Here is a 21,976-nt window from a genome sequence, read left to right on the forward strand (position 1 = left end):
ATGGCCCTGCCGCAAGCCATGACGGAACGAAGGCGACCATTCCCGATGGCGGACATTCGCGAAACCAGGCAGGCAGGCGACAGGACGCGGCTCGCCTTGCTGGCGATCGCGCTGCTCGTCGCCGGCTCGGTCTTCTCGATGCTGTTTTCGGTGGCGACAGGCGCCTCGGATGCCTCGATCCTCGACGTCATCAGCAACATGGCCGGCTCCGAGACGGCGCTCAGCACGCGTGACCGGATCATCATCTTCGATATCCGCCTGCCAAGGGCGATCCTCGGCTTCCTGATCGGCGCCTCGCTTGCCGTCTCCGGTACGGTGATGCAGGGCCTGTTCCGCAATCCGCTGGCCGATCCCGGCCTCGTCGGCGTCTCCTCCGGTGCTAGCCTCGGCGCGGTCGCGATGATCGTGCTCGGCAGCCGCATCGCAGCTCCGCTCCAGGCGCTTCTCGGCATCTACGCTTTGCCGGCGGCCGCTTTCGGCGGCGGCCTCGTCACCACGCTGCTGCTCTATAGGATCGCCACCCGTCATGGCCAGACCTCGGTGGCGACGATGCTGCTTGCCGGCATCGCGCTCGGCGCACTCGCCCTCGCCATCACGGGGCTGCTGATCTACGTGGCCAACGACCAGCAGCTGCGCGACCTGACCTTCTGGAGCATGGGCTCGCTTGCCGGCGCCACATGGACGAAGATCGCCGCCGCCAGCCCGATCATCCTGTTGTCCTTCACCGCCCTGCCCTTCATGGCCCGCGGCCTCAATGCCATCACGCTCGGCGAGGCGGCCGCCTTTCATATGGGCGTGCCGGTGCAGCGGCTGAAGAATGTCGCGATCGTCGGCGTCGCCGCGGCGACCGGCGCGTCCGTCGCCGTCAGCGGCGGCATCGGTTTCGTCGGGATCGTCGTGCCGCATATCCTGCGCATGGCGATCGGCCCCGACCATCGTTTCCTGCTGCCGGCCGCAGCTCTGCTCGGCGGCTCTCTGCTGATCTTCGCGGATGTCCTGGCGCGCACCCTGGTCGCCCCGGCCGAGCTGCCGATCGGCATCATCACCGCGGCAGTCGGCGGGCCGTTCTTCCTGTGGATCCTGCTGAGGCAGCGTTCGCGCCTTGCCCTGTGAGTGGCCGCTGTGAGTGACCCCCGTGAGTGATATTGAGATGATCGAAGTTTCCGGCGTCTCCGTGCGCCTTTCCAGCAAGACCATCATCAACGACGTCACTTTTACGGCAAGAGCCGGCGAGCTGACGGCGATCGCAGGGCCGAACGGTTCCGGCAAGACGACGACGATGAAAGCCATCTCCGGCGAACTTGTCTATGGCGGCTCGGTGCGCATCGGCGGCGAGGAGGTGAAGGAGCTGAAACCCTGGCAGCTTGCCGCCATTCGTGGCGTGCTGCCGCAGGCAAGCACGATCTCCTTTCCGTTCACCGTGCGCGAGATCGTCCGCATGGGCCTGACTTCGGGCCTCAACCTGCATCCCGACAAGGCCGAGCAGACGGCAGCCGCAGCACTTGCCTCCGTCGACTTGACCGGCTTCGAAGGCCGTTTCTATCAGGAGCTCTCCGGCGGCGAGCAGCAGCGCGTGCAGCTTGCCCGCGTGCTCTGCCAGATCGCCGAGCCCGTCGTCGACGGCAAGCCCTGCTGGCTGCTGCTCGACGAGCCGGTCTCGAGCCTCGACATCAGCCACCAGTTGACCATCATGACGCTCGCCCGCAATTTCTGCGAACGCGGCGGCGGTGTCATCGCCGTCATGCACGATCTCAACTTGGCGGCGCTCTTTGCCGACCGCATCGTGCTGATGAAATCCCGCCGGCTCGCGGCCGCCGGCAGCATCGCTGACGTGCTGACGAATGAAACGATGCTCTCGGTGTTCGGCTGCGCGCTGCGCATCAACCAGGTGCCGGCCGACGGCACGCCCTTCGTGCTCGCCCACAGCGCCGTTTCCCGCCCCTGAGCACCGCGCGAGCGGAACTTTTGATCGCCCGGCACGTTTCCGGCATGATCTGGGTCAATGCCGGGCGATATCATTAATGCAACTGACGGTTGTGACCCTCGTGCGAAACAGGCGGGCTTGCGCGCGCCCCAGCCAATGGAGACAGCCATGAGCTATTCTATCTTCCAGTCCGGCCGCAGCCGCCGCAACGGCACCTTCCACAATCTGGAATCCGGCATTGAGGAGCAGATCGAAGCGCTACGCGACGAACTCGCAGAACTGACGCGCCTCGTTGGCAAGAGCTCGCGCCACCAGGGTGAGAAAATCCGTAGCCAGGCCGGTGCCGGCTACGAGGAGCTGCTCGGCCGCAGCGAAGATCTGCTGCGCGAACTGCAGCACGGCTATGAGCGTGGAGCGACGGAAATGCGTGAGACGGCGCGCAAGCATCCCTTAGCAACCATCGGCGCCGCGGCCGCTTTCGGCCTTGCCATCGCCTTCCTCGCCCGGCGCTGAGGAAGCGCGATGTTCCTCCCAATCCTTAGCCTGCTGACAGGCGCAAGAGTGCACCGAACCGTTGCGCGCGCAAAGCGCAATGGTATCTTCATTGCGCTTGCCGTGCTCTTCCTCCTCACTGCCTACGCTCTGGCCGTCACCGCCGGCGCCATCTGGCTCGCCGGCATATACGGCTCGATCGGCGCTGCTCTTTTCCTGGCCGCCTGCGCGCTGCTGATCGCCATCATCGCGCTAGTGGTAATGTCGATCATCAACGCCCGGGAAGCGCGCCGCACCAGGGAACGCCGCGCGGCGCTGGAATCGCTGGCAACGGTCGGGCTCGGCCTTATCCGCGCGCAACCGCTCCTGACCGCTGGTGTTCTGGCGGCAATTGTCGCAGCCAATCTGGTGGGATCGAAGCGCGAGGATTGATTGAGGAGGACTGCAACAGGCGGCGGCCCCTCACCCTAGCCCTCTCCCCGTAAAAACGGGGAGAGGGGACGTGCCATACGAGACGCGAGATCACCTTCGCCCCGTTTACGGGGAGAAGGTGGCGGCAGCCGGATGAGGGCGGATCCACAATCATATCAATGATATAATCGACAAAGCCGGCTCCCCGAAGGCGGCCGGCTTTCTTCCCAAATGTAACTCGTTCAGAATGCGAAGGCCTTCGACGTCAGCGGCGCCGAGGTCGCGTCGGGGCCGAAATCAGCCTCGCCTGATATCTGCAGCAGCTCCTGCAGCCGCTGGCGGGCTCGGTTAACGCGGCTCTTGATGGTACCCACGGCACAGCCGCAGATTTCGGCCGCCTCCTCGTAGGAAAAACCCGAGGCGCCGACGAGGATGATCGCCTCGCGTTGATCCGGCGGCAGCTGGTCGAGCGCCTTCTTGAAGTCCTGCAGGTCGAGCGCGCCATATTGCGAGGGGTGCATCGCCATCGATTCAGTGAACAGCCCGTCGCTGTCCTGCACTTCGCGGCCGCTTTTGCGCATCTGGCTGTAGAGTTCGTTGCGCAGGATCGTAAACAGCCAGGCCTTCATATTGGTGCCCATCTCGAAATGATCCTGTTTGGCCCAGGCTTTCATGATGGTGTCCTGGACGAGATCGTCGGCACGGTCGTGCCGCCCGATGAGCGAGATCGCGAAGGCGCGAAGACTTGGGAGTGCCGCCAGCAGTTCCCGCTTGAAGCTGGGTTGCGATTTGTCTTCCATGCAGCGAGATCCTATTCGGCCATCTTGGCAGAAGCCATCATTTCAGCATGGTCGAGCTTTTCGAGAAGGTCGAGAAAACGATCGGGGATCGCCTCATCCTGTGCGGCCGCATACAGCGACCGCAGCCTGACGCCGATCTGATTGTTCGGGTCCAGGATGTCGCTCGCCCGCAGCTCCAGCTTTCGCTGATCGGCTGCTTCTTTCTTGCGTGTAGTCATCAATTCGTCTTCTCGCCGGTTGTCTGTCCAGAGTATGATGCCGAAAAGTGTGAGCGGTTTTCGGATGACATCATGCTCTAACTTTCTAATTCAGAACAGGATTCGGATTTTAGGCCGACCCGGCCGAAAGTCATCCTATTCTAGGGGCGTGGATGGGATCAATCACGATTTCAACCATCGACATCGAACGTTCGATTGTCGATATCGCTGGTATTTGCCGCTGCATGGGTCAAAACGCTACGCCCTTTCTTCGTCGGCTGGAATAATGCGGCGCGACGAAAAAAGTTCCTGCCTTTCCGGAACTTTTTTATCAAGGCGGCGTTAACCGCTCATTGAAGCCAATGCCGGTCTGCATTCAGGAGCCATTAATGACACTTTCTACTCGAATTGCGCCGCACCTTCCTTATCTGCGCCGCTATTCCCGCGCCCTTACCGGCACTCAGACTTCGGGCGACGCTTACGTCGCCGCCGTTCTCGAAGCCATCATCGCCGATTTGTCGATTTTCCCGGATACGGCGAATGACCGGGTCGCACTCTACAAACTGTTCACGCAACTGTTTGGTTCCACCGCAGTCCAGATTCCGGAGCCAACCTCGCCCTATGCTTGGGAGCAGCGCGCCACGCTGAACCTTTCCAAGGTTTCGCCGCGCGCCCGTCAGGCTTTCCTGCTCGCCTCTGTAGAGAATTTCCGCGTCGCTGAAATCGCCGAAATCCTGGAAACCGAGGAGCAGGATGTCATGCAGTTGCTCGACGTAGCGTCGCAGGAGATTTCCCGACAGGTCGCAACCGATATCATGATCATCGAGGACGAACCGCTGATCGCCATGGATATCGAGCAGATGGTCGAGAGCCTCGGCCATCGCGTCACCGGCATTGCCCGTACGCATGCCGAGGCCGTGGCGCTCTATAATAAGACCAAGCCGAGCATGGTGCTGGCCGACATCCAGCTTGCCGACGGCAGTTCCGGTATCGACGCAGTCAACGACATCCTCAAGACGTCGAGCGTGCCGGTGATCTTCATCACCGCTTTCCCGGAACGGCTTCTGACCGGCGAGCGCCCGGAACCGACTTTCCTTGTCACCAAGCCCTTCAATCCGGACATGGTCAAGGCACTGATCAGCCAGGCTCTTTTCTTCAATGAATCGACCAGAGTGGCCGCCTGAGAGGCAATTTTCCGGCTTTCGGAACCAAATCGCCAAAACAGGCGTTCCGGTGCTACCGGGACGCTCCGATGGCTTTAACGGTTTTTGCAGCGCTTTGTTCTAGAGTTGGCAGGCGTGTCTGGAAGGGCGCTCCCTTCAGCGACGGTCAAGATGTCACAAGGAAAGGCGGCCGCGTGAATACGACTGAACCATTGTCCGGCATGCCTTTTACCTTCGAAGGCAAAGCCGCAATGATGGAACGCGCGCTCGGCAGCGCCGGGATTTCGATCCTCTGCCAGGACGCCCGACTGTCGATCTTCTACGCCGAAAATCTGCCACTGCATTTCGCAGCGCTCTTTATGCCCGGCGGCAGCGACGCCGCCCTTTTCGGCGACGCCCATGGGCGATATCTGACAGCGCTGAAACACAAGGTGCTGGAAACCGGCATCCCTAACAATGCCGAGGTCGAGATCGACGTTGACGGCGAAAGGCGCACTTATGAACTGAAGATCCAGCGCACCGGCGAACGCGGCGCACATGGACTTCTGTCCGTCATGACTGAAGTCACCGAAAGCCGGCATCGCGAAAAAGTTCTGAAATCGCTGCTGCGCGAACTCTCTCACCGCTCGAAGAACCTTCTCGCCATCATCCAGGGCATTGCCACGCAGACGGCGCGCAATACGCTCTCTCTCGACAGCTTCCTCCTCAAGTTCCGCGGACGGCTGCAATCGCTTTCCAATTCGCAGGACCTGATCACGGATTCGAGCTGGCGCGGCGCCTACCTCTTCGAACTCGCCGAAAAGCAGTTCGCCCCCTATTGGCCGGAGACGGCCGGCTCCATGCCGATCTATGGCATCAACGCTCATCTGACACCGAATGCCGCCGTGCACCTCGGGCTCGCCCTCCACGAGCTCATCGTCAATTCCGCCTCCTTTGGCGCAATATCAGGCGGCGCCGCCTCCATCACGCTGAATTGCCGCGAGGCCATGATCAACGACAGAAAGGCGATCGAAGTTGCCTGGGCGGAAGTTCTGCATGATCAGTCGGAAGTCCACGAATTCAGCGACAACAGCTTCGGTCGCACCGTGCTGGAGCGTGTCGTGCCTTCGTCGGTCAATGGCAAAGCGGAGTTGAACCTCGTTCCCGGCCGCATCGAGTACCGTCTGACCATTCCGGAAACCGAATTCGAGATCTTCAAGCGGGTGTGAAAGCCCTGGAGACAGCCGAGAACGAAAAACAGCCGGTGCGAGGGCGGCGCACCAGCTGTCTTCACTCACCGGGAGGGGACCGTGAGTACGTCCGGATAGTGGGTTGGGGGCGCGCATGTTGGGTCGATGCGATCACCATCCGGATATCGCAATAACGACGACCTCAAACTTTGGTTCCCTGCCATCCGAAAAAAATTCGACTTTTTTGAATCTTTTTTCGGGTGCCCTTCCCTCGTCGCGCGCTCAGCCATTTCACTGATTCAGGCCGAATAAATTCTTCCAGCAAAAACAGGGGATTACGCGCGAGATAAGAAGAGAAAGTCGTCAAAATTTTACCGTTTGATAAATTTTTAAACCTGAGTTACGCTTTCCCTTACAGGCCGTTTACCAATAATGAGGGAACTTCAATGGAACGACTGGAAACAGGGATTCATGCCGGCCGGCTTTCGCCCGCCGAGTATGAGGCTAATTTTTCCGATCTTCATCCGCGCCTCGACAATCACGAGGCGCTGGTCGCCGCCGACCGCTGTTATTTCTGTTATGACGCGCCGTGCATGACGGCCTGTCCCACCTCGATCGACATACCGCTGTTCATCCGCCAGATTTCAACCGGCAATCCCATCGGCTCGGCAAAGACGATCTTTGACCAGAACATCCTCGGCGGCATGTGCGCCCGCGTCTGTCCCACCGAAGAGCTCTGCGAACAGGCCTGTGTGCGCAACACGGCTGAAGAGCGGCCGGTCGAGATCGGCCGCCTGCAGCGTTATGCGACCGATGCCGCCATGCAGGCGGGCCGACAGTTCTATGCCAGAGCCGAACCGAGCGGAAAGACGATCGCCGTCGTCGGCGCAGGCCCGGCCGGCCTTGCCGCCGCCCATCGCCTGGCAGTGAACGGCCATTCCGTCGTCATCTATGATGCCAGGGAAAAATCCGGCGGTCTCAACGAATATGGGATCGCCACTTACAAGACCGTCGACGACTTCGCCCAGAAGGAAGTCGATTACGTCCTTTCGATCGGCGGCATCGAGGTTCGGCATGGGCAGCGTCTCGGTCGCGACTTCTCGCTTTCCGATCTACAGGCGCAATTTGACGGCGTCTTCCTCGGTATCGGCCTTGCCGGCGTCAACGCTCTGCGCATCGAGGGCGAGAAACTTGCAGGCGTCGACGACGCCGTCGATTTCATCGCCGCACTCCGCCAGGCCGAAGACAAAAGTGACATCGCGATCGGCCGCCGCGTCGTGGTCCTTGGCGGCGGCATGACGGCCATCGACGCTGGCGTGCAGGCAAAGCTGCTCGGCGCCGAGGAGGTGACGATCTGTTACCGCCGCGGCAAGGAGCAGATGAACGCCTCCGAATACGAGCAGGATCTGGCAAGCTCCAAGGGCGTCATCATCCGCCACTGGCTGGCGCCGAAATCGATCCTGTCGCAGGACGGCAAGGTCGCTGCCATCGAAGTGGAATATACGAGGATGCTCGAAGGCCGCCTCGTCGGAACCGGCGAAACCGGTGTGATTGCCGCAGACCAGATCTTCAAGGCGATCGGCCAGAGCTTTGACGCCTCCGGTCTCGGTTCGCTGCGCATGGAATCCGGCCGCATCGCTGTCAATGGCGAAGGCCATACCTCGCTCGATGGCGTCTGGGCAGGCGGCGACTGCGTCTTCGGCGGTGACGATCTCACGGTTTCGGCCGTCGCCCACGGCCGCGACGCGGCTGAATCCATCCATCGCACCCTCACCGCAGCAGCCGCTCCGGCTGTCGCCGTTGCTTGAAGGGGAGAATGAACAATGGCTGATCTACGCAATAATTTCGTCGGCATCAAATCCCCGAACCCATTCTGGCTGGCGTCTGCGCCGCCGACCGACAAGGCCTACAACGTCGAGCGCGCCTTCAACGCCGGCTGGGGCGGCGTGGTCTGGAAGACGCTGGGCGAGGAAGGCCCGCCCGTCGTCAACGTCAACGGCCCGCGCTACGGCGCGATCTGGGGCGCCGACCGCCGCCTGCTCGGTCTGAACAATATCGAGCTCATCACCGACCGCGACCTTTACACCAACCTGCGCGAAATGAAGCAGGTGAAGATGAACTGGCCGGACCGGGCACTGATCGCCTCGATCATGGTTCCCTGCGAGGAAGAGGCCTGGAAGGCGATCCTGCCGCTGGTCGAAGAGACCGGCGCCGACGGCATCGAGCTCAATTTCGGCTGTCCGCACGGCATGTCGGAGCGCGGCATGGGTTCGGCGGTCGGCCAGGTGCCGGAATATATCGAAATGGTCGTGCGCTGGTGCAAGCAGTACACCCGCATGCCTGTTATCACCAAGCTGACGCCCAACATCACCGATGTCCGCCGCCCCGCCCGCGCCGCCAAGGCCGGCGGCACCGATGCCGTCTCGCTGATCAACACGATCAATTCGATCGTCTCCGTCGATCTCGACAACTTCGCCCCCAACCCGACTGTGGGCGGCAAGGGCAGCCATGGCGGTTATTGCGGCCCGGCAGTGAAGCCGATCGCGCTCAACATGGTGGCCGAGATCGCCCGTGATCCCGAAACCTACGGTCTGCCGATCTCCGGCATCGGCGGCATCACCACCTGGCGGGACGCGGCCGAATTCCTCGTGCTCGGCGCCGGCAACGTCCAGGTCTGCACGGCGGCGATGACCTACGGCTTCAAGATTGTCGAGGAGATGATCACTGGCCTCTCCGACTGGATGGACGAAAAAGGCCACCGCAGCCTCGACGACATTACCGGCCGCGCCGTGCCCAACGTCACCGACTGGCAATATCTGAACCTCAACTACATCGCCAAGGCGAAGATCGACCAGGACGCCTGCATCAAATGCGGCCGCTGCTACATCGCCTGCGAGGATACTTCGCACCAGGCAATCACCAACTTCGTCGACGGCGCTCGCCATTTCGAGGTGATGGACGAGGAATGCGTCGGCTGCAATCTCTGCGTCAGCGTCTGTCCGGTCGAGAACTGCATCACCATGGAGCAGCTTCCCGCCGGCACTCTCGACAAGCGCACCGGCCGCGTCGTCGACCCCAACTACGCCAACTGGACGACGCACCCGAACAACCCGATGGCGCGCCAGGCGGCGGAGTGAGGGCGCGCAATGCCGCGGACAAGCTCGGTTCGCGGCATTGCGCTGTACCGCAAATACAAGTTTCGGTTTTGATGGGCGGCTCCAAAGGTGGCGAAAGGCGATTATGGGAACATCATAAGGCTGCCGAAGTTAGCGCAGGCGATTCCATGAGAGAGCCATGCACGACCACTCAAGCAGCGAAAAGTCGAAACCGAAGCCTCCCAGTTCGAGCCGACGCTTCCCGATCGGAGCGGAGGTTGAGGCCGGCGGCGTTTCGTTCCGACTATGGGCGCCCGTCAGGAAACGCTGTTTCCTCGTGATTGAGGGAAACGCCGAATACGAGATGAAACGGGAGGAAGGCGGCTACTACAGCCTCTATCTCAGCGGTTTGGCTGCAGGCACGCGATACCAGTTCCACTTTGGCGACGCGAATGATCTTCTTGCCGATCCCGCCTCGCGTTTCCAGCCGAATGGACCATCGGGCCCTTCAGTCGTCGTGGATCCCGCGCTGTATCAGTGGAATGATCACGATTGGCATGGAATCTCCACTTTCGGAACTACCCTCTACGAGTTGCACATCGGCACTTTCACAAGGGAGGGCACCTTTGCGGCTGCCAAGGAAAAATTGGCAAAACTTCGTGCGATTGGCATCAACTGCCTGGAAGTAATGCCCATCAATGAATTTGAAGGCGAATTCGGCTGGGGCTACGACGGCACATTGCTCTATGCTCCGACCCGGCTATATGGATCGCCGGATGATGTGCGCGCCTTCGTCGATGAAGCCCACCGGATCGGCATTGGCGTGATTCTCGATGTGGTCTACAACCACTTCGGTGTCGGCGAGCGTTTCTGCGAGTTCACGCCCGACTATTTCACGGAGCGGTACTCGAACGAATGGGGCAAGTCGATCAACTTCGACGGTCCGAACTGCCACGGTGTTCGGGAATATATAGCAAAGAACGCGGGCTACTGGATCGACGAATTCCATTTCGATGGACTGCGTATCGATGCAACGCAGGCGTTGTTCGACTCAAGCCGCGAACATATCGTCACGGTCATCGTCAGGGAATCTCGGGCGGCAGCGGGACAGCGGCAGATCTATCTCGTGAGCGAAAATGAGCCGCAACAAACCAACATGGTACGGCCGGCTGATGTCGGAGGGCATGGGCTGGACGCCTTGTGGAATGATGATTTTCACCGCTCCGCGACAGTGGCGCTGACCGGCCGCAACGAAGCCTATTATCATGATCACCGCGGTACGGCCCAGGAGCTCGTTTCTGCCGCCAAATATGGCTGCCTGTTTCAGGGGCAGCGGTATGATTGGCAGGATAAAGCGCGTGGAACGGCTGGGCTCGACCTCAAGCCGTGGAATTTCGTGCACTTCCTCCAGAATCACGACCAGGTCGCCAATTCCGGCACAGGCGCGAGGATCGGCCACATAACATCGCCAGCCCGCCTTCGGGCTCTGACGGCGCTCCAACTGCTGGGGCCGCAGACGCCCATGCTCTTTCAGGGGCAGGAATTTGGTGCATCCTCTCCGTTTTATTATTTCGCAGATCACGAAGGGGAAATCGCCGACATGGTCCGGCAGGGGCGGCGCAGTTTCATCAGCCAATTCCCGAACCTGAGGGATGAAGAGCTCATCAGACAGATGGCGGATCCGTGTGCTCGCACGACGTTTGAGAAGGTGAAGCTCGATTGGGCCGAATGGGAGAGGAACGCGGCAGTCGTGCTGCTTCATCGCGACCTGCTGAATCTACGTCAGACAAACAAGGCATTTTCTCGCCAAGCCTGCGCTCGTGACGGCCAGATGGACGGCAATATTTTGTCCAGCTCCGCCTTCCTCCTGAGGTTCTTCGCAGAGAAACCGCCGGACGAGAGAATATTGTTGATCAACTTCGGCAATGACCTCGTGATCGATAGCCTACCGGATCCGCTTTTTGCTCCACCAGAAGCTCACCAATGGCATCTCTCTTGGTCGAGTGAGGATGCCGCCTACGGTGGCAGCGGATGCCGCCCATACGATTTTCGGAAGCGTTGGGTATTGAACGGGGATATTGCTCTGGTCCTCGCCCCCTTAAAACTCCAGAACCGGCAAAACGTCGCGGCAATGCCCACAGGGGACTGGCAAGCCGGCATCTTGCGAGCCGGGGCCCCTGGCACTTAACTGCGGGCATTCGAGTTTCGTCGTTGAAGCAGACGTTCGAGAAAATGAGAGAGGGAGTCGCCTGAACTCTCGCCATCGCCGCTGAGGACGGTAACGCCCCACCTCTTCAGAACATGCACCTGAACTTCGGTCGGCTCGTGCATGAAGAGAAATAACGGCGGCCGGTGTCGGTCTAGTCCAGTCCGTCGCCATGTCGACCACAGGTGATGGAGCAAAAAGCGAATGTTCAGATCGGACATGCTGTAGCCGATAAACAGCAATGTCGAGGCGAAGGCATCGCTCCTGAATTTAATGTCCAGAGGAGCATCAAAGGACAGGCGATCGAAGTAGTCCGACTCTGTCAGCACCAGTGTGTCCGGATCGGAGAAATCGCCGTGGTATTTGACGATTTGAGTTTCGCCGACTGGAGCGGTCGCCATGTCTTTCGCGCTTGTGATCCGCGTGAATGGCCGCCCGAACGTCTCATAGGACATTTCGAGATTTGCATCGTAGTTAGTGGTGTAAACGAGAGGAAAATCCAATTCGACGATGAGCCGATGCAGCTCCGATGTCCTCAGTTGCTCCGGCAAAATCTGCCACTCGCGTTTCATCCATTCGACCAACTGAGACAATGAACCGTGCTTCAACCGGTAATATTCGGCAATTTCCTGGTAGGTCGTGCCGTGAGCGGCGGCGAACGACGAAGGCAGGCCGAGATCCATCAGCATATGATCGATGAGACAGCTCCATGACGGCAGGCCGACGTTCATCGATATTCCTGCGCCAACGAACAAAATGGCCTGCCGGCGTTCAATCGCGGTGGCAATCGCCGATATTTGTTTGTCGTGTGGCACGCATCCTCCTGACTACCGTAAGACCGAACGTCGTCTGGAGAGACTTGTTTCTGTGCGGTAGCGCACTCGGTGGCGCACTTCGGATTGGAGCTCGCTGTTCTTCGGAGCAGCATATTCCCGACAGCGCGGGCAATTGCGACCGCCAGCCGCATTCGCTCCTCATCAACTGATACCTGGACTGCCCTTCAAGCCATCTTCCGTTGAAAGATCGGATGGATCGACCGGCGCACCAGTCCTGAATGAGCGTAGTACCTCTCGACCAAAAACTTCGATGAACTCGCGCTGATTGCGCCCGATATTGTGAATATAGATTTCTTCAAATCCCATCGCGACATCGGCTTTCAACCACTCGACATGCTGTCGTGGATCGGCCGAAATGCGCACATGCTCATCCATATCTTCCGGCCGCACCTTCAGACACGCCTCATCGAACTCCTCGGGCAAACGAAGGGTTTCCGAGATCGCAGCAGAAATCGCGTTGCTCCGCCACTGCTCGAAGGCGCTTGCTCTGGCTTCCTCTTCGGAGCCGGCATAGGAAATATGCGTTTGTAAGTAGAGCGGCTTTTGCTGCCCGCCGCCACGCCGGAAGGCTTCGACGACTTTGCCGAGCCTGTCGGGCGGCTGATTGATGGTGATAAGCGCATCCGCCCAGCCTCCCGCCCACTCGGCCGTTTCTGGCGAAAGAGCGCCGGCAACGATGCGCGGGATCTCATCAGGGAGAGTATGGACGCGGGCCTGATCGACTTTGATCGGCTCTCTCCGACTGACAAGCTTCCCCGACCACAAGTCCCGCATGATTTCTACCGCCGCCAGCAGCCGTTCATTTCTTTCGGCCTTGGAAGGCCAGCGTTCACCGACGACGTGTTCATTCATGGCCTGCCCGCTGCCCACCGCTATCCACGGCAACCGTTCGGAAAACATTTCCGCGATCGTCGCGCCAGCCTGTGCGGTAATCGCCGGATGATAACGCCAGCCCATAGGGACTGTGATGATACCGAAGGGAATAGATCGCGTGGCCTGGAGCGCCGCCCCTAACCAAGCCCAAGCGAAGCCCGACTGGCCCTGCCTCTCACTCCACGGCGTCAGGTGATCGGACGACATCACGGCACCGAAGCCTGCAGCCTCCGCAGCCTGCACATATCCGAGGAGCTCGCTTGGCGAAAATTGTTCATGGGACGCGTGATAGCCGATGAGAGTCATGATCCGTTGCCCTCAGAAATAAACCAGTGGTAGGCATAGGGCTCGAGTTCCAGGCGTGGCTGGATGGCGCCTGCGTACTCCACCTCGCCGATCAGATCTCGAAACTTCCCAGGCTGCATTCCGCCAAAATTGATTTCCGTCTTAATACGCCGGCCTGCGAGGTTGTGGACGAGCAACAGAAGCGACCCGGCGTCTTCAAAGCCGTGAACCAAAATGGCCGGATCCTCGGCGCTCAATCGCACCAGCCGCCCCTTCGTGAAGATCGGCTGATTCCTGCGAAGAGAAATAAAGCGCCTGATCCCGTTCAACAGGGAATTAGGATCGCTGGATTGGTCGGCAACATTGACTTTCTTGTAGGAAAACGGCCCGTCAGCGACGATCGGCTGGCACAGTTTTCCGGCGCTGGCACCGGAGAAACCGGCATTCCTTTCCGCCGACCATTGCATCGGTACCCTCACTGCATTGCGTCCGGGCTGGGAAAGGTCCTCGCCGATACCGATCTCGTCGCCGTAGACGATAAGCGGCGGCCCGCCTAGCGAAAAAATGATGCTGAAGGCGAGTTCCAACCGTCGCTGCTCGCCGTTCAACATCGGCGCGACGCGACGTCTGATGCCGCGGCCGAATGCCTGCATCTCTTCCTGCGGCGCGAAGGCGTCGAAGACGTTCTTCTTCAAATCCGCAGGAACCCGGGAAAAATCGAGCTCGTCGAGATTGCGCAGGAAATTGACCCAGCCGCAGCCGGGCGGTGGCTCCGGAAGCAGGCTCAGTCCCTGATTGATCGAGGCCGCGTCTTCCCTCGCGAAGCCCGCGAAGAGATAGCAGGCGAGCATGAAGTTGAGCAGAAGCTGGAGTTGGTCTCCTTCACCAAAATAGGCATCGGAAGCCTCCGGCGGAAGATTGACTTCGCCAAGGAGCACACCACCCGGCCGCCTGCTTTGTAGATAGCTGCCGATCTCCCTTAGAATACCATGTGGATCACGAGGATTGGCATGCTCAAGTCCTTTATCGGCAATGATAAGCGGCGCGGCGTCGAGCCTGAACCCGCTCACCCCGAACGCGATCCAATAGTCGACGATGCGCAAGATCTCTTCGCGAACCCGCGGATTAGCAGCGTTCAGTTCAGGCTGAAACTCGTAGAAACTATGGAAATAATACGCCCTCGCCACTTCATCATAGGTCCAGAGGCTGTCCACTTCGCCCGGAAAAATCGACCTTGCCCCGGAAGCGACAGGCGGAGGATCGGCGCTCCAGACATAATAGCCGCGGTAGCGCGTCTCGTCGTCCCGCCTGGCGGCCTGGAACCAGGGATGCTGATCGGATGTATGATTGACGACGAGGTCGATGATCACCCGAATGCCATGCTCACCGGCGCTGTGCAGAAATGTCAGGAAGTCATCAAGCGTTCCGACCTTTGGGTTGATCGAATAGAAATCGCTGACGTCATAACCATTGTCGCGATCCGGACTGCGATAAAACGGCAGGAGCCAGATGCATGTGATTCCGAGTTCTGAAAGGTAGGTCAGCTTTTCAGTCAGGCCCACGAAGTCGCCAATGCCGTCGCCATTTCCATCGGCGAATTTCTCGACATCGATGCTGTAGATCACTACCTCCTCATACCAGCTGCTGCTTCGGTTCGGCACCGCGACGGTCTCCCGATAATCTCTGTTGCCACCCCTTCTAACGGTTCCGGAACGAGGCGGTTCCTCGGATTGCGCCAAGTCCACGGGTGCGGGGGGAAGCGGAAGGAAGGTCTGGCCCGGTGGAACCTGCAGACATCACCGGTGTTTTCCCAATATTCCGAACAGATAGGAAAGCCTCCGATGGATCACTCCACGACACCGCTGGCAAGTTCCGAGCGATCACCTCTCCAACCGAAATGGTGGCATACCGCAACTGTCTACCAGGTCTATCCGCGCAGCTTCAGCGATTCCAACGGAGACGGCATTGGCGATATCCCCGGCATCACCTCAAAGCTCGATTACCTCAAAAAGCTCGGGATCGACATCATCTGGCTGTCGCCGATCTACAAGTCGCCGATGGACGACAATGGTTATGACATATCGGACTATCGGGACATTGCCCCCGAGTTTGGCACGCTCGCAGATTTCGACCAGCTGGTGGCTGAGGCAAGAGACCGCGGGATCGGCATCATGCTCGACCTCGTCGTCAACCACACATCGGACGAACATCCGTGGTTTCTCCAATCCCGCCAGAGGCGGGACAATCCATTCCGCGACTTCTACATCTGGCGCAAACCTGCCCGCGACGGAGGCCCGCCGAACAGCCTGAAATCCTCCTTCGGTGGACCGGCCTGGACACTCGACCCGGCGAGCGGCGAATATTACCTGCATATGTTTTCTCGCCGCCAGCCGGATCTCAACTGGGAGAACGAACGAGTGCGGGCGGAAATCTATGACATGATGAACTGGTGGCTTGAGCGAGGCATTGGCGGCTTCCGCATGGACGTCATCGATTATATCGGCAAGCAGGTGGACAGGGAGCTCGTCAAGGACGGACCGCATCTGCACGACTATCTGCAGGAGATGAATGCCAGGACCTTCGGCAGCCGCGATATCCTGACGGTCGGCGAAGCCTGGAGCGCCACTCCCGGTGCAGCCCTCCTCTATTCCGGGCGTGACCGCCAAGAACTGTCGATGATCTTCCAGTTTGAACACGTCACCCAACAGTGGGACGAGGTCTATGGAAAATGGCGCCCGAAACCGTTCGACCTTGTCAATCTCAAGACCGTCCTCAGCAAATGGCAGCTTGCCCTATCCGAAGACGGGTGGAATTCGCTCTTCTGGGGCAATCACGATCTGCCGCGCGCCGTCTCCCGCTACGGCGACGTGACCGGCTTTCATATCGAGTCCGCCAAGATGCTGGCGACCGTGTTGCATCTCCTGAAAGGCACGCCTTTCATCTATCAGGGTGAGGAGATCGGCATGACGAACGTTCCCTTCACCTCCATCGATCAGTACCGGGACATCGAAACCCTCAACATGCACAGGCTGCACGTGGAGGCCGGCCTTTCCCCACAAGAGTTTATTCGCGGAGCAAACGAGAACGGCCGCGATAACGCCCGCACACCGATGCAATGGAGTGCGGCCCCCTATGGCGGTTTTTCGACCGGCGTACCCTGGATCGAGGTCAATCCCAATTACTCGAAGGTCAACGCCGAAGCGGCCATCAAGGATGAGAAGTCGATCTGGAACCACTATCGCAAACTGATAGCGCTCCGGAAGACCCACCCTGTCATCGTCTACGGGGAATATCGGTCCTGGCTCGACCAACATCCTGATGTCTTCGTCTATACCCGTACATTCGACAGGACACGGATGATTGTCATCGCTAATTTCACGCCGCGGCACATTGCGCTGAGTTTGCCATCGGAGCTCGGGATGAACGGAGAATGTCTCATTTGCAACTATGAACCGGTGAACATGATCAACGAGACCATTGAACTCAGCCCATACGAGGCCTTCGCCATAGTGTCTAGAACAGGATGACTTTAGGCCGGGTCGGCCTAAAGTCATCCTGTTCTCAATTAAAGAGTTAGAGCATGATGTCGTCCGAAAACCGCTCACACTTTTCGGCATCATGCTCTAGGTGAAGCTGGGATCCGGTTACAGTTGCTCGGGCTTTTGATGGTGCTCGGTGCTCCGATCTTCTCGGCTATCGCAAGCGCCGGGGCAGCGAAAGAGGCTGGCGCCGGCTGCCTCTCGATGCAATGGCCACGGCGACCGCGATGGAAGCAAGGGCTGTAAGGCCCAGCATCAGAGGCGTCGACAGCGATGACCGCGAGCGCGAGCGTAATCCGCCATCGATATGCGCCGTGTCCTGGGAAGGCCGATAGAGATTACCGTCGCTTTTCGCGACGGGTGACGCGCGGTTGAAATAGGCCGCCATGAAGCGGCCGAGCAACCGCGCCGCCAGGTTTGGCGCCAGCAGGTGGGCGAGGCGCGTTGCGTTGGTTACGGCGCCAACGGTGGTCGTTGCTCGCGGATGTTTTGCCACGTGGACTATGGCTTCGGCAACGCGCCGGGCATCGATCAGCGGCGGCGGCGCGGAGACCTTTCGGCCGACATAGTTGGCACCATGCATCAGGCCGGGCGTATCGACGAAGGCGGGGTAAATGTCACAGATATGGATGTAAGGCTTATCCGCCACCTCCGCCCGTAAGGCCTCGGAAAATCCGCGAAGCCCGAACTTGCTGGCGCTGTAGGCTGTGGCGAACGGCGCCGCTGCAAAACCGCCGAGTGAAATCATATTGATGAATACGCCCCTACCCTGGCGTAAAAACACCGGGAGAGCCGCGTGTGCGTCGTTGATATGTCCCAGCAAGTTCGCGCGGATGACCTGCTCATGCGCCTCAATTGGCGTCTCCTCGAACCGACCAACCGCGCCGACGCCGACATTGCTGACCCAGACATCGATCTTGCCGAACGAGGCAGCTTTCGAGGCAAGAGCCTTGACGGCATCGGGGTCGGTGACATCCGCAACAACTGAAGTGGCCTCGCCGCCAAGGCGGCGGCAGTCCTCTGCCACTTTTTCCAATGCGGCACCGTTGCGCGACGCGAGCACCAGCCTGCTACCCTGCCTGGCGAATGCCTCGGCTGCGGCTTGGCCGATACCACTCGATGCACCGGTAATGACGACAACAGCATCCTTGAGATTGGTTGTCATAGTCGAATCGTCCTTTCGATTTACCCTTTCTGCGCAAACAACCCGGCGCCATTGAAGTTCCCGGCCAGCGGACATCGCGCCTTTTCAGGCAGCTCTTGCTGTCTCGGAGCGTGCTGAGATGTCGCTCATCACCACACGCCCTCTCGAGATGCGATCCAGAGCGGCCATTTAGGTTAAATGCAGGCAAAGGATGCCTTAGCCACCGAATGATTTTCGATAGGCATGAGGGCTTGTCCCGATCCGCTTGCGAAAATGATGTCGCATGGTTGCCAGTGTTCCAAAGCCGCTGGCAGCGGCGATGTCATCGAGCGAAACGGCAAGTTCCTTCTCCAGCAGATCGCGGGCATGCCGCAGCCGCTCCTTCAGCAGCCATTCGCCGACGCTGAGGCCTGTCGTCGCTTCGAAGCGCCGCTGGAAGGTGCGCATGCTCATGCCCGCTCTTTTCGCAAGCAGGCTGATTGGCTGTTCCTCGGAAAGACTTTCGCGCATCCATTCGATCAGCGGCCCCAAGCGGATACCCTCGCGTTCCTCGGGAACCGGCGCGTGAATGAACTGCGCCTGTCCGCCTTCGCGGTGCGGCGGCACGACGAGGCGTCTTGCAACGCTGTTTGCGGCTTCCGAACCGAAATCGCCGCGCACCACATGCAGGCAGAGATCGATGCCGGCGGCACTGCCCGCCGCCGTCAGCAGGCTGCCCTCGTCCATGTAGAGAACGTCGGCATCGAGTGCGATATCGGGATAACGCGCGGCGATCGAGGCGACATAACGCCAATGCGTCGTCGCCCTGCGGTTCGTCAGCAGACCCGACCCGGCAAGAACGGCAACACCCGAGCAAAGAGACATGATCCTTGCGCCGCGTTCATGTGCGGCCTTGAGCGCTGAAACCAGCGGCTCGGGAACGGCGGCATCGATCGACCGCCAACCCGGCACGACGATCAGGTCCGCTTCGTCAAGCACTTCCAGTCCCTTGTCTACCGCGACCGTCAGTCCTCCGGCGGCGCGAAGCGGGCCTGGTTCGATGCCGCAGACCGAAAAGCGATACCAGCCTTCGCCCATTTCCGGTCGCGGCAGGCCGAAGACCTCGTAGGCAATGCCGAATTCGAAGGTGCAGAGCCCGTCATAGGCAAGTGCGGCGACCAGCGGTCCTTTGGTTTGCTGCGGCAATGAGTTTGGCATGATCTTTACGCTGTCAGTCATGATGGCCAATTTCGCAAAGCTCTAGCATCGGCGATACCAGGCGGCAACTTCAGAAAAAGGAAAAGCCGATGCTAAGCCCCGTTTCCCAAATACCTGCTGCAGCTCCGGATGCCGTTGTCGCTCACTTTGCCGCCAAGCTCGCTTTCGAAACCGATTGCGCGGATGTGCATGCCGCCTTTGCGGCCGGCAAAGTCGATTTCGTTCTCCTCGACGTGCGCTCGCCGCAGCTCTTCGCAGAGTCCCACGTTCCCGGAGCCATCAACCTGCCGCACGGCAAGATGACGGCACACCGCATGTCGACATGGGCAAGCGATACACTCTTCGTCGTCTATTGCGCCGGCCCGCATTGCAACGGCGCCGACAAGGCCGCCTTCCGCCTCGCCAATCTCGGCCTCCAGGTGAAGCTGATGATCGGCGGCATGACCGGCTGGGCCGATGAAGGCTTCGCCTTCGAACAGGGCATCCCCGCTGCCGCCTGATGGCCTCCCGTCTCCCCCTACAATCATGCAGCGGGGAGACGGGAAATCGCGACCGTCAGAACTCGACGACCACCTTGCCGAAAGGCCCGCGATAGAGATGATCGAGCGCCTCAGGGAATTCGTCGAAGGCATAGCGCTTGTCGATCACAGGCTTCAGCCCGGTCTGGTCGATTGCCCGCACCAGATCTTCAAGCGCACGGCGGTGGCCGACGGAAATGCCCTGCACAACAGGCGCCTTGAGCAGCAACGGCCCGGTCGGGCCGGAAACCTCGAACCCCTCGAACACGCCGATGAGGGAAATGCGGCCATTGATCGCCACCGCCTTCAGCGCCTGGCCGAGATGCGGGCCGCCGACGATCTCAAGCACGTGATCGGCGCCATAGCCGCCGGTCAACTGATAGAGTTCTTCCACCCAGTCGCCCTCATGGCGGTTGATCGCGTGATCGGCGCCGAGGGCAACGGCGCGCTCGAGCTTCTCCGCGCTGCCTGATGTGATGAAGACCTCCGCACCATGCGCCTTGGCGATCTGCAGACCGAAGAGCGCCACCCCGCCGGTGCCTTCCACCAGCACCTTGTCGCCGGCCTTCAGACCGCCGCGTTCGATCAGTGCGAACCAGGCAGTCAGCCCGGCGCAGGGCAAGGTGCTCGCCTGCGCCGCATCGAGCGTGTCGGGCGCGCGTGAATACCATTCTTCGGAAAGCACGGTATATTGCGAGAGGACGCCGGGATAAAAGCCGCCGCGCGTCCTGTAAGGCGGCGTGCGCGCATCGCCCAACCCGCGTCCGTCGGTCCAGTCGGGCGAAAACGTCGAGATGACCCGATCGCCCGGCTTGAAACGGCTGACTTCGGGTCCGACGGCCTCGACGACCCCCGCCATATCGGAAGCCGGCACGAAGGGAAACTGCAGCGGCAACCCCATGCCGCTCTCCATCACCAGCCGGTCGCGGAAATTGAGCGAAACGGCTTCCGTCCGGACCAGAATCCTGTTTCCCGAAACCGGTTCGAGCCTCCGCTCGCCGATCGTCAGCTGGCGCTCCGGCCCAACCGCGTCGATCTGCCATTGCCGTGTTGTTTGCATTGCCTTGCTCCTTGTTCATTGCAGGGAGCACAAGGATATCGTTGAATATTTCGCACCAGTTGCGATATTAATTCACCAGAATGGTTCCAAAGGGGAAACAAATGGAACAGCTGAAGGGTATCTCGATCTTTGTCGAAGCCGTCGAGGCAGGTGGCTTTTCGGCTGCCGCCGAGCGACTCCATCTCACGCGCTCGGCCGTCGGCAAGACGATCGCACGTCTGGAACAGCGTCTCGGCGTGCGCCTCTTCAACCGTACAACACGCATGCAGAGCCTTACCGAGGAAGGCCGCTTCTTCTACGAGCGCTGCCTGCGGGCGGTGGAGGAAATCCGCCTCGGGGAAGCCATGCTGGAATCCGGCCGGCGTGACGTGCGCGGCCGATTGCGCATCTCGATGCCCGTGCTTTTCGGCCGCCACTGCATCGCGCCGACCCTCGCACGCCTGCTCGATGAACATCCGAACCTCGAACTCGACCTTTCCTTCAACGACCGTATCGTCGACCTGCTCGAGGACGGGTTCGATCTTGTCATCCGCAACGGGCCGCTGAAGGACAATCCGGATTTGATGGCCCGGGCGATTGCGCGCCAGCGCATGACCGTCTGCGCATCGCCCGCCTATCTGGAAAAACATGGCGCACCGCAGACGGTCTTCGATATTCCGAGGTATGAAGGCATCGTCTACAGGCGGGGCGATGATGACAAGGGTTGGATCTTTCCGACTGCGGCTGATCCCGGGCGGCGGCTGGTGCCAAAGGCGCGACTGCGGCTCGACGACCTCGCTTCGATTTCCGATGCCGCCGTCGCCGGGCGCGGTCTTGCCTGGCTCCCCTGCTGGCTGGTCCGCGAGGAGGTGCTGGCAGGCCGGCTCATTCAGGTGTTGAAGCACGAACCGCCCAATATCTCCGATGCCCATGCCGTTTGGCTGCGCTCACCGGTCATGCTGCCGAAGGTGCGGCTCGCGATCGATACGCTCGCCGCGGGACTGCCGGCAATGATGGGCTGAAGCGCTCGCCACGCGTCTGCGAGCGAGGAGAAACCTATGTTATTCCTGGGCGTTTCTCTGGAAATA

General features: G+C 60.2%; 20 protein-coding genes. 12 read left to right on the plus strand and 8 right to left on the minus strand.

Translation table 11 applies throughout. The features are described 5' to 3' along the window. From HFO99_RS10830 to HFO99_RS10845, 4 genes are all read left to right on the plus strand, one after another. Positions 1 to 1,113 carry a FecCD family ABC transporter permease gene (locus tag HFO99_RS10830; protein WP_222361124.1) on the plus strand — a complete coding sequence of 371 codons (1,113 nt, stop codon included), beginning with the start codon at positions 1 to 3 and terminating at the stop codon, positions 1,111 to 1,113. A 37-nt stretch (positions 1,114 to 1,150) separates the two neighbouring features. Further along, positions 1,151 to 1,945 (plus strand): heme ABC transporter ATP-binding protein, encoded by a 795-nt coding sequence (locus tag HFO99_RS10835; RefSeq protein ID WP_222361346.1) that lies wholly within the window; start codon positions 1,151 to 1,153, stop codon positions 1,943 to 1,945. 147 nt (positions 1,946 to 2,092) lie between these two features. After that, complete coding sequence (locus HFO99_RS10840; RefSeq protein ID WP_222361126.1) at positions 2,093 to 2,437, plus strand: hypothetical protein; 345 nt, start codon at positions 2,093 to 2,095, stop codon at positions 2,435 to 2,437. A gap of 9 nt (positions 2,438 to 2,446) precedes the next feature. Then, entirely contained in the window at positions 2,447 to 2,848 is a 402-nt protein-coding gene (locus HFO99_RS10845) for a hypothetical protein (protein WP_222361128.1), read from the plus strand. Positions 2,849 to 3,069: 221 nt separating this feature from the next. Here the strand turns inward: HFO99_RS10845 and HFO99_RS10850 are convergent, their stop codons facing one another. Both HFO99_RS10850 and HFO99_RS10855 read right to left on the minus strand, forming a co-directional pair. Beyond that, complete coding sequence (locus tag HFO99_RS10850) at positions 3,070 to 3,627, minus strand: RNA polymerase sigma factor (RefSeq protein ID WP_003542247.1); 558 nt, start codon at positions 3,625 to 3,627, stop codon at positions 3,070 to 3,072. An 11-nt stretch (positions 3,628 to 3,638) separates the two neighbouring features. Beyond that, the gene (locus HFO99_RS10855) at positions 3,639 to 3,845 is read right to left on the minus strand and encodes a NepR family anti-sigma factor (protein ID WP_024319398.1); all 207 of its coding nucleotides are present in this window, start codon (positions 3,843 to 3,845) and stop codon (positions 3,639 to 3,641) included. 368 nt (positions 3,846 to 4,213) lie between these two features. On the opposite strand from HFO99_RS10855, the gene HFO99_RS10860 reads away from it, so the two are divergent. The 5 genes from HFO99_RS10860 to treZ all read left to right on the plus strand — a co-directional run bounded on the left by HFO99_RS10860 (position 4,214) and on the right by treZ (position 11,439). Then, entirely contained in the window at positions 4,214 to 5,008 is a 795-nt protein-coding gene (locus tag HFO99_RS10860; RefSeq protein WP_064248309.1) for a response regulator, read from the plus strand. 191 nt (positions 5,009 to 5,199) lie between these two features. Beyond that, positions 5,200 to 6,195: a sensor histidine kinase gene (locus tag HFO99_RS10865; protein WP_222361347.1), complete on the plus strand. Its 996-nt coding sequence runs from the start codon at positions 5,200 to 5,202 to the stop codon at positions 6,193 to 6,195. Between the two features lie 407 nt (positions 6,196 to 6,602). Beyond that, a complete protein-coding gene (locus HFO99_RS10870) occupies positions 6,603 to 7,964 on the plus strand; it encodes an NAD(P)-dependent oxidoreductase (RefSeq protein ID WP_222361130.1) in 1,362 nt (453 codons plus the stop codon). 15 nt (positions 7,965 to 7,979) lie between these two features. After that, positions 7,980 to 9,293 (plus strand): NAD-dependent dihydropyrimidine dehydrogenase subunit PreA, encoded by a 1,314-nt coding sequence (gene preA / locus HFO99_RS10875; RefSeq protein ID WP_222361132.1) that lies wholly within the window; start codon positions 7,980 to 7,982, stop codon positions 9,291 to 9,293. A 157-nt stretch (positions 9,294 to 9,450) separates the two neighbouring features. Continuing rightward, positions 9,451 to 11,439, plus strand: coding sequence for a malto-oligosyltrehalose trehalohydrolase (gene treZ, locus HFO99_RS10880; protein ID WP_222361134.1), 1,989 nt, complete (start codon positions 9,451 to 9,453; stop codon positions 11,437 to 11,439). Here the strand turns inward: treZ and HFO99_RS10885 are convergent. The 3 genes from HFO99_RS10885 to HFO99_RS10895 form a co-directional block, all read right to left on the minus strand. Then, positions 11,436 to 12,188 (minus strand): SIR2 family protein, encoded by a 753-nt coding sequence (locus HFO99_RS10885; RefSeq protein ID WP_261316844.1) that lies wholly within the window; start codon positions 12,186 to 12,188, stop codon positions 11,436 to 11,438. The genes treZ and HFO99_RS10885 overlap by 4 nt on opposite strands. Positions 12,189 to 12,434: 246 nt before the next feature. Beyond that, positions 12,435 to 13,472 carry a TIGR03885 family FMN-dependent LLM class oxidoreductase gene (locus tag HFO99_RS10890; protein WP_222361136.1) on the minus strand — a complete coding sequence of 346 codons (1,038 nt, stop codon included), beginning with the start codon at positions 13,470 to 13,472 and terminating at the stop codon, positions 12,435 to 12,437. Further along, positions 13,469 to 15,112 carry an alpha-amylase family protein gene (locus HFO99_RS10895; protein ID WP_222361138.1) on the minus strand — a complete coding sequence of 548 codons (1,644 nt, stop codon included), beginning with the start codon at positions 15,110 to 15,112 and terminating at the stop codon, positions 13,469 to 13,471. Before HFO99_RS10895 ends, HFO99_RS10890 begins: the two co-directional genes overlap by 4 nt. Before the next feature lie 180 nt (positions 15,113 to 15,292). On the opposite strand from HFO99_RS10895, the gene HFO99_RS10900 reads away from it, so the two are divergent. Continuing rightward, a complete protein-coding gene (locus tag HFO99_RS10900; protein ID WP_222361140.1) occupies positions 15,293 to 16,978 on the plus strand; it encodes a glycoside hydrolase family 13 protein in 1,686 nt (561 codons plus the stop codon). A gap of 166 nt (positions 16,979 to 17,144) precedes the next feature. Here the strand turns inward: HFO99_RS10900 and HFO99_RS10905 are convergent, their stop codons facing one another. Together HFO99_RS10905 and ftrA are read right to left on the minus strand one after the other, a co-directional pair. Then, the gene (locus HFO99_RS10905) at positions 17,145 to 18,155 is read right to left on the minus strand and encodes an SDR family oxidoreductase (RefSeq protein ID WP_222252275.1); all 1,011 of its coding nucleotides are present in this window, start codon (positions 18,153 to 18,155) and stop codon (positions 17,145 to 17,147) included. Between the two features lie 195 nt (positions 18,156 to 18,350). Further along, positions 18,351 to 19,352 carry a transcriptional regulator FtrA gene (gene ftrA / locus HFO99_RS10910; protein ID WP_222308888.1) on the minus strand — a complete coding sequence of 334 codons (1,002 nt, stop codon included), beginning with the start codon at positions 19,350 to 19,352 and terminating at the stop codon, positions 18,351 to 18,353. Between the two features lie 68 nt (positions 19,353 to 19,420). Between ftrA and HFO99_RS10915 the strand changes: the two genes are divergently transcribed. After that, entirely contained in the window at positions 19,421 to 19,831 is a 411-nt protein-coding gene (locus HFO99_RS10915) for a rhodanese-like domain-containing protein (protein ID WP_222361142.1), read from the plus strand. A gap of 55 nt (positions 19,832 to 19,886) precedes the next feature. Here the strand turns inward: HFO99_RS10915 and HFO99_RS10920 are convergent, their stop codons facing one another. After that, positions 19,887 to 20,909, minus strand: a complete 1,023-nt coding sequence (locus HFO99_RS10920; protein ID WP_222361144.1) for a zinc-dependent alcohol dehydrogenase family protein — start codon at positions 20,907 to 20,909, stop codon at positions 19,887 to 19,889. Between the two features lie 101 nt (positions 20,910 to 21,010). On the opposite strand from HFO99_RS10920, the gene HFO99_RS10925 reads away from it, so the two are divergent. Then, positions 21,011 to 21,910, plus strand: coding sequence for a LysR family transcriptional regulator (locus tag HFO99_RS10925; protein WP_222252279.1), 900 nt, complete (start codon positions 21,011 to 21,013; stop codon positions 21,908 to 21,910). Positions 21,911 to 21,976 lie beyond the last annotated feature (66 nt).

The organism is Rhizobium leguminosarum, from assembly GCF_019798305.1.
In the GTDB taxonomy this organism is placed as follows: Bacteria; Pseudomonadota; Alphaproteobacteria; order Rhizobiales; family Rhizobiaceae; genus Rhizobium; species Rhizobium leguminosarum_U.

Coding starts and splice junctions, on each gene's coding strand:
- HFO99_RS10830 (WP_222361124.1), top strand. CDS start 1: ATGGCCCTGCCGCAAGCCATGACGGAACGAAGGCGACCATTCCCGATG.
- HFO99_RS10835 (WP_222361346.1), top strand. CDS start 1,151: ATGATCGAAGTTTCCGGCGTCTCCGTGCGCCTTTCCAGCAAGACCATC.
- HFO99_RS10840 (WP_222361126.1), top strand. CDS start 2,093: ATGAGCTATTCTATCTTCCAGTCCGGCCGCAGCCGCCGCAACGGCACC.
- HFO99_RS10845 (WP_222361128.1), top strand. CDS start 2,447: ATGTTCCTCCCAATCCTTAGCCTGCTGACAGGCGCAAGAGTGCACCGA.
- HFO99_RS10850 (WP_003542247.1), bottom strand. CDS start 3,627: ATGGAAGACAAATCGCAACCCAGCTTCAAGCGGGAACTGCTGGCGGCA.
- HFO99_RS10855 (WP_024319398.1), bottom strand. CDS start 3,845: ATGACTACACGCAAGAAAGAAGCAGCCGATCAGCGAAAGCTGGAGCTG.
- HFO99_RS10860 (WP_064248309.1), top strand. CDS start 4,214: ATGACACTTTCTACTCGAATTGCGCCGCACCTTCCTTATCTGCGCCGC.
- HFO99_RS10870 (WP_222361130.1), top strand. CDS start 6,603: ATGGAACGACTGGAAACAGGGATTCATGCCGGCCGGCTTTCGCCCGCC.
- preA (WP_222361132.1), top strand. CDS start 7,980: ATGGCTGATCTACGCAATAATTTCGTCGGCATCAAATCCCCGAACCCA.
- treZ (WP_222361134.1), top strand. CDS start 9,451: ATGCACGACCACTCAAGCAGCGAAAAGTCGAAACCGAAGCCTCCCAGT.
- HFO99_RS10885 (WP_261316844.1), bottom strand. CDS start 12,188: ATGAACGTCGGCCTGCCGTCATGGAGCTGTCTCATCGATCATATGCTG.
- HFO99_RS10890 (WP_222361136.1), bottom strand. CDS start 13,472: ATGACTCTCATCGGCTATCACGCGTCCCATGAACAATTTTCGCCAAGC.
- HFO99_RS10900 (WP_222361140.1), top strand. CDS start 15,293: ATGGATCACTCCACGACACCGCTGGCAAGTTCCGAGCGATCACCTCTC.
- HFO99_RS10905 (WP_222252275.1), bottom strand. CDS start 18,155: ATGACAACCAATCTCAAGGATGCTGTTGTCGTCATTACCGGTGCATCG.
- ftrA (WP_222308888.1), bottom strand. CDS start 19,352: ATGACTGACAGCGTAAAGATCATGCCAAACTCATTGCCGCAGCAAACC.
- HFO99_RS10915 (WP_222361142.1), top strand. CDS start 19,421: ATGCTAAGCCCCGTTTCCCAAATACCTGCTGCAGCTCCGGATGCCGTT.
- HFO99_RS10920 (WP_222361144.1), bottom strand. CDS start 20,909: ATGCAAACAACACGGCAATGGCAGATCGACGCGGTTGGGCCGGAGCGC.
- HFO99_RS10925 (WP_222252279.1), top strand. CDS start 21,011: ATGGAACAGCTGAAGGGTATCTCGATCTTTGTCGAAGCCGTCGAGGCA.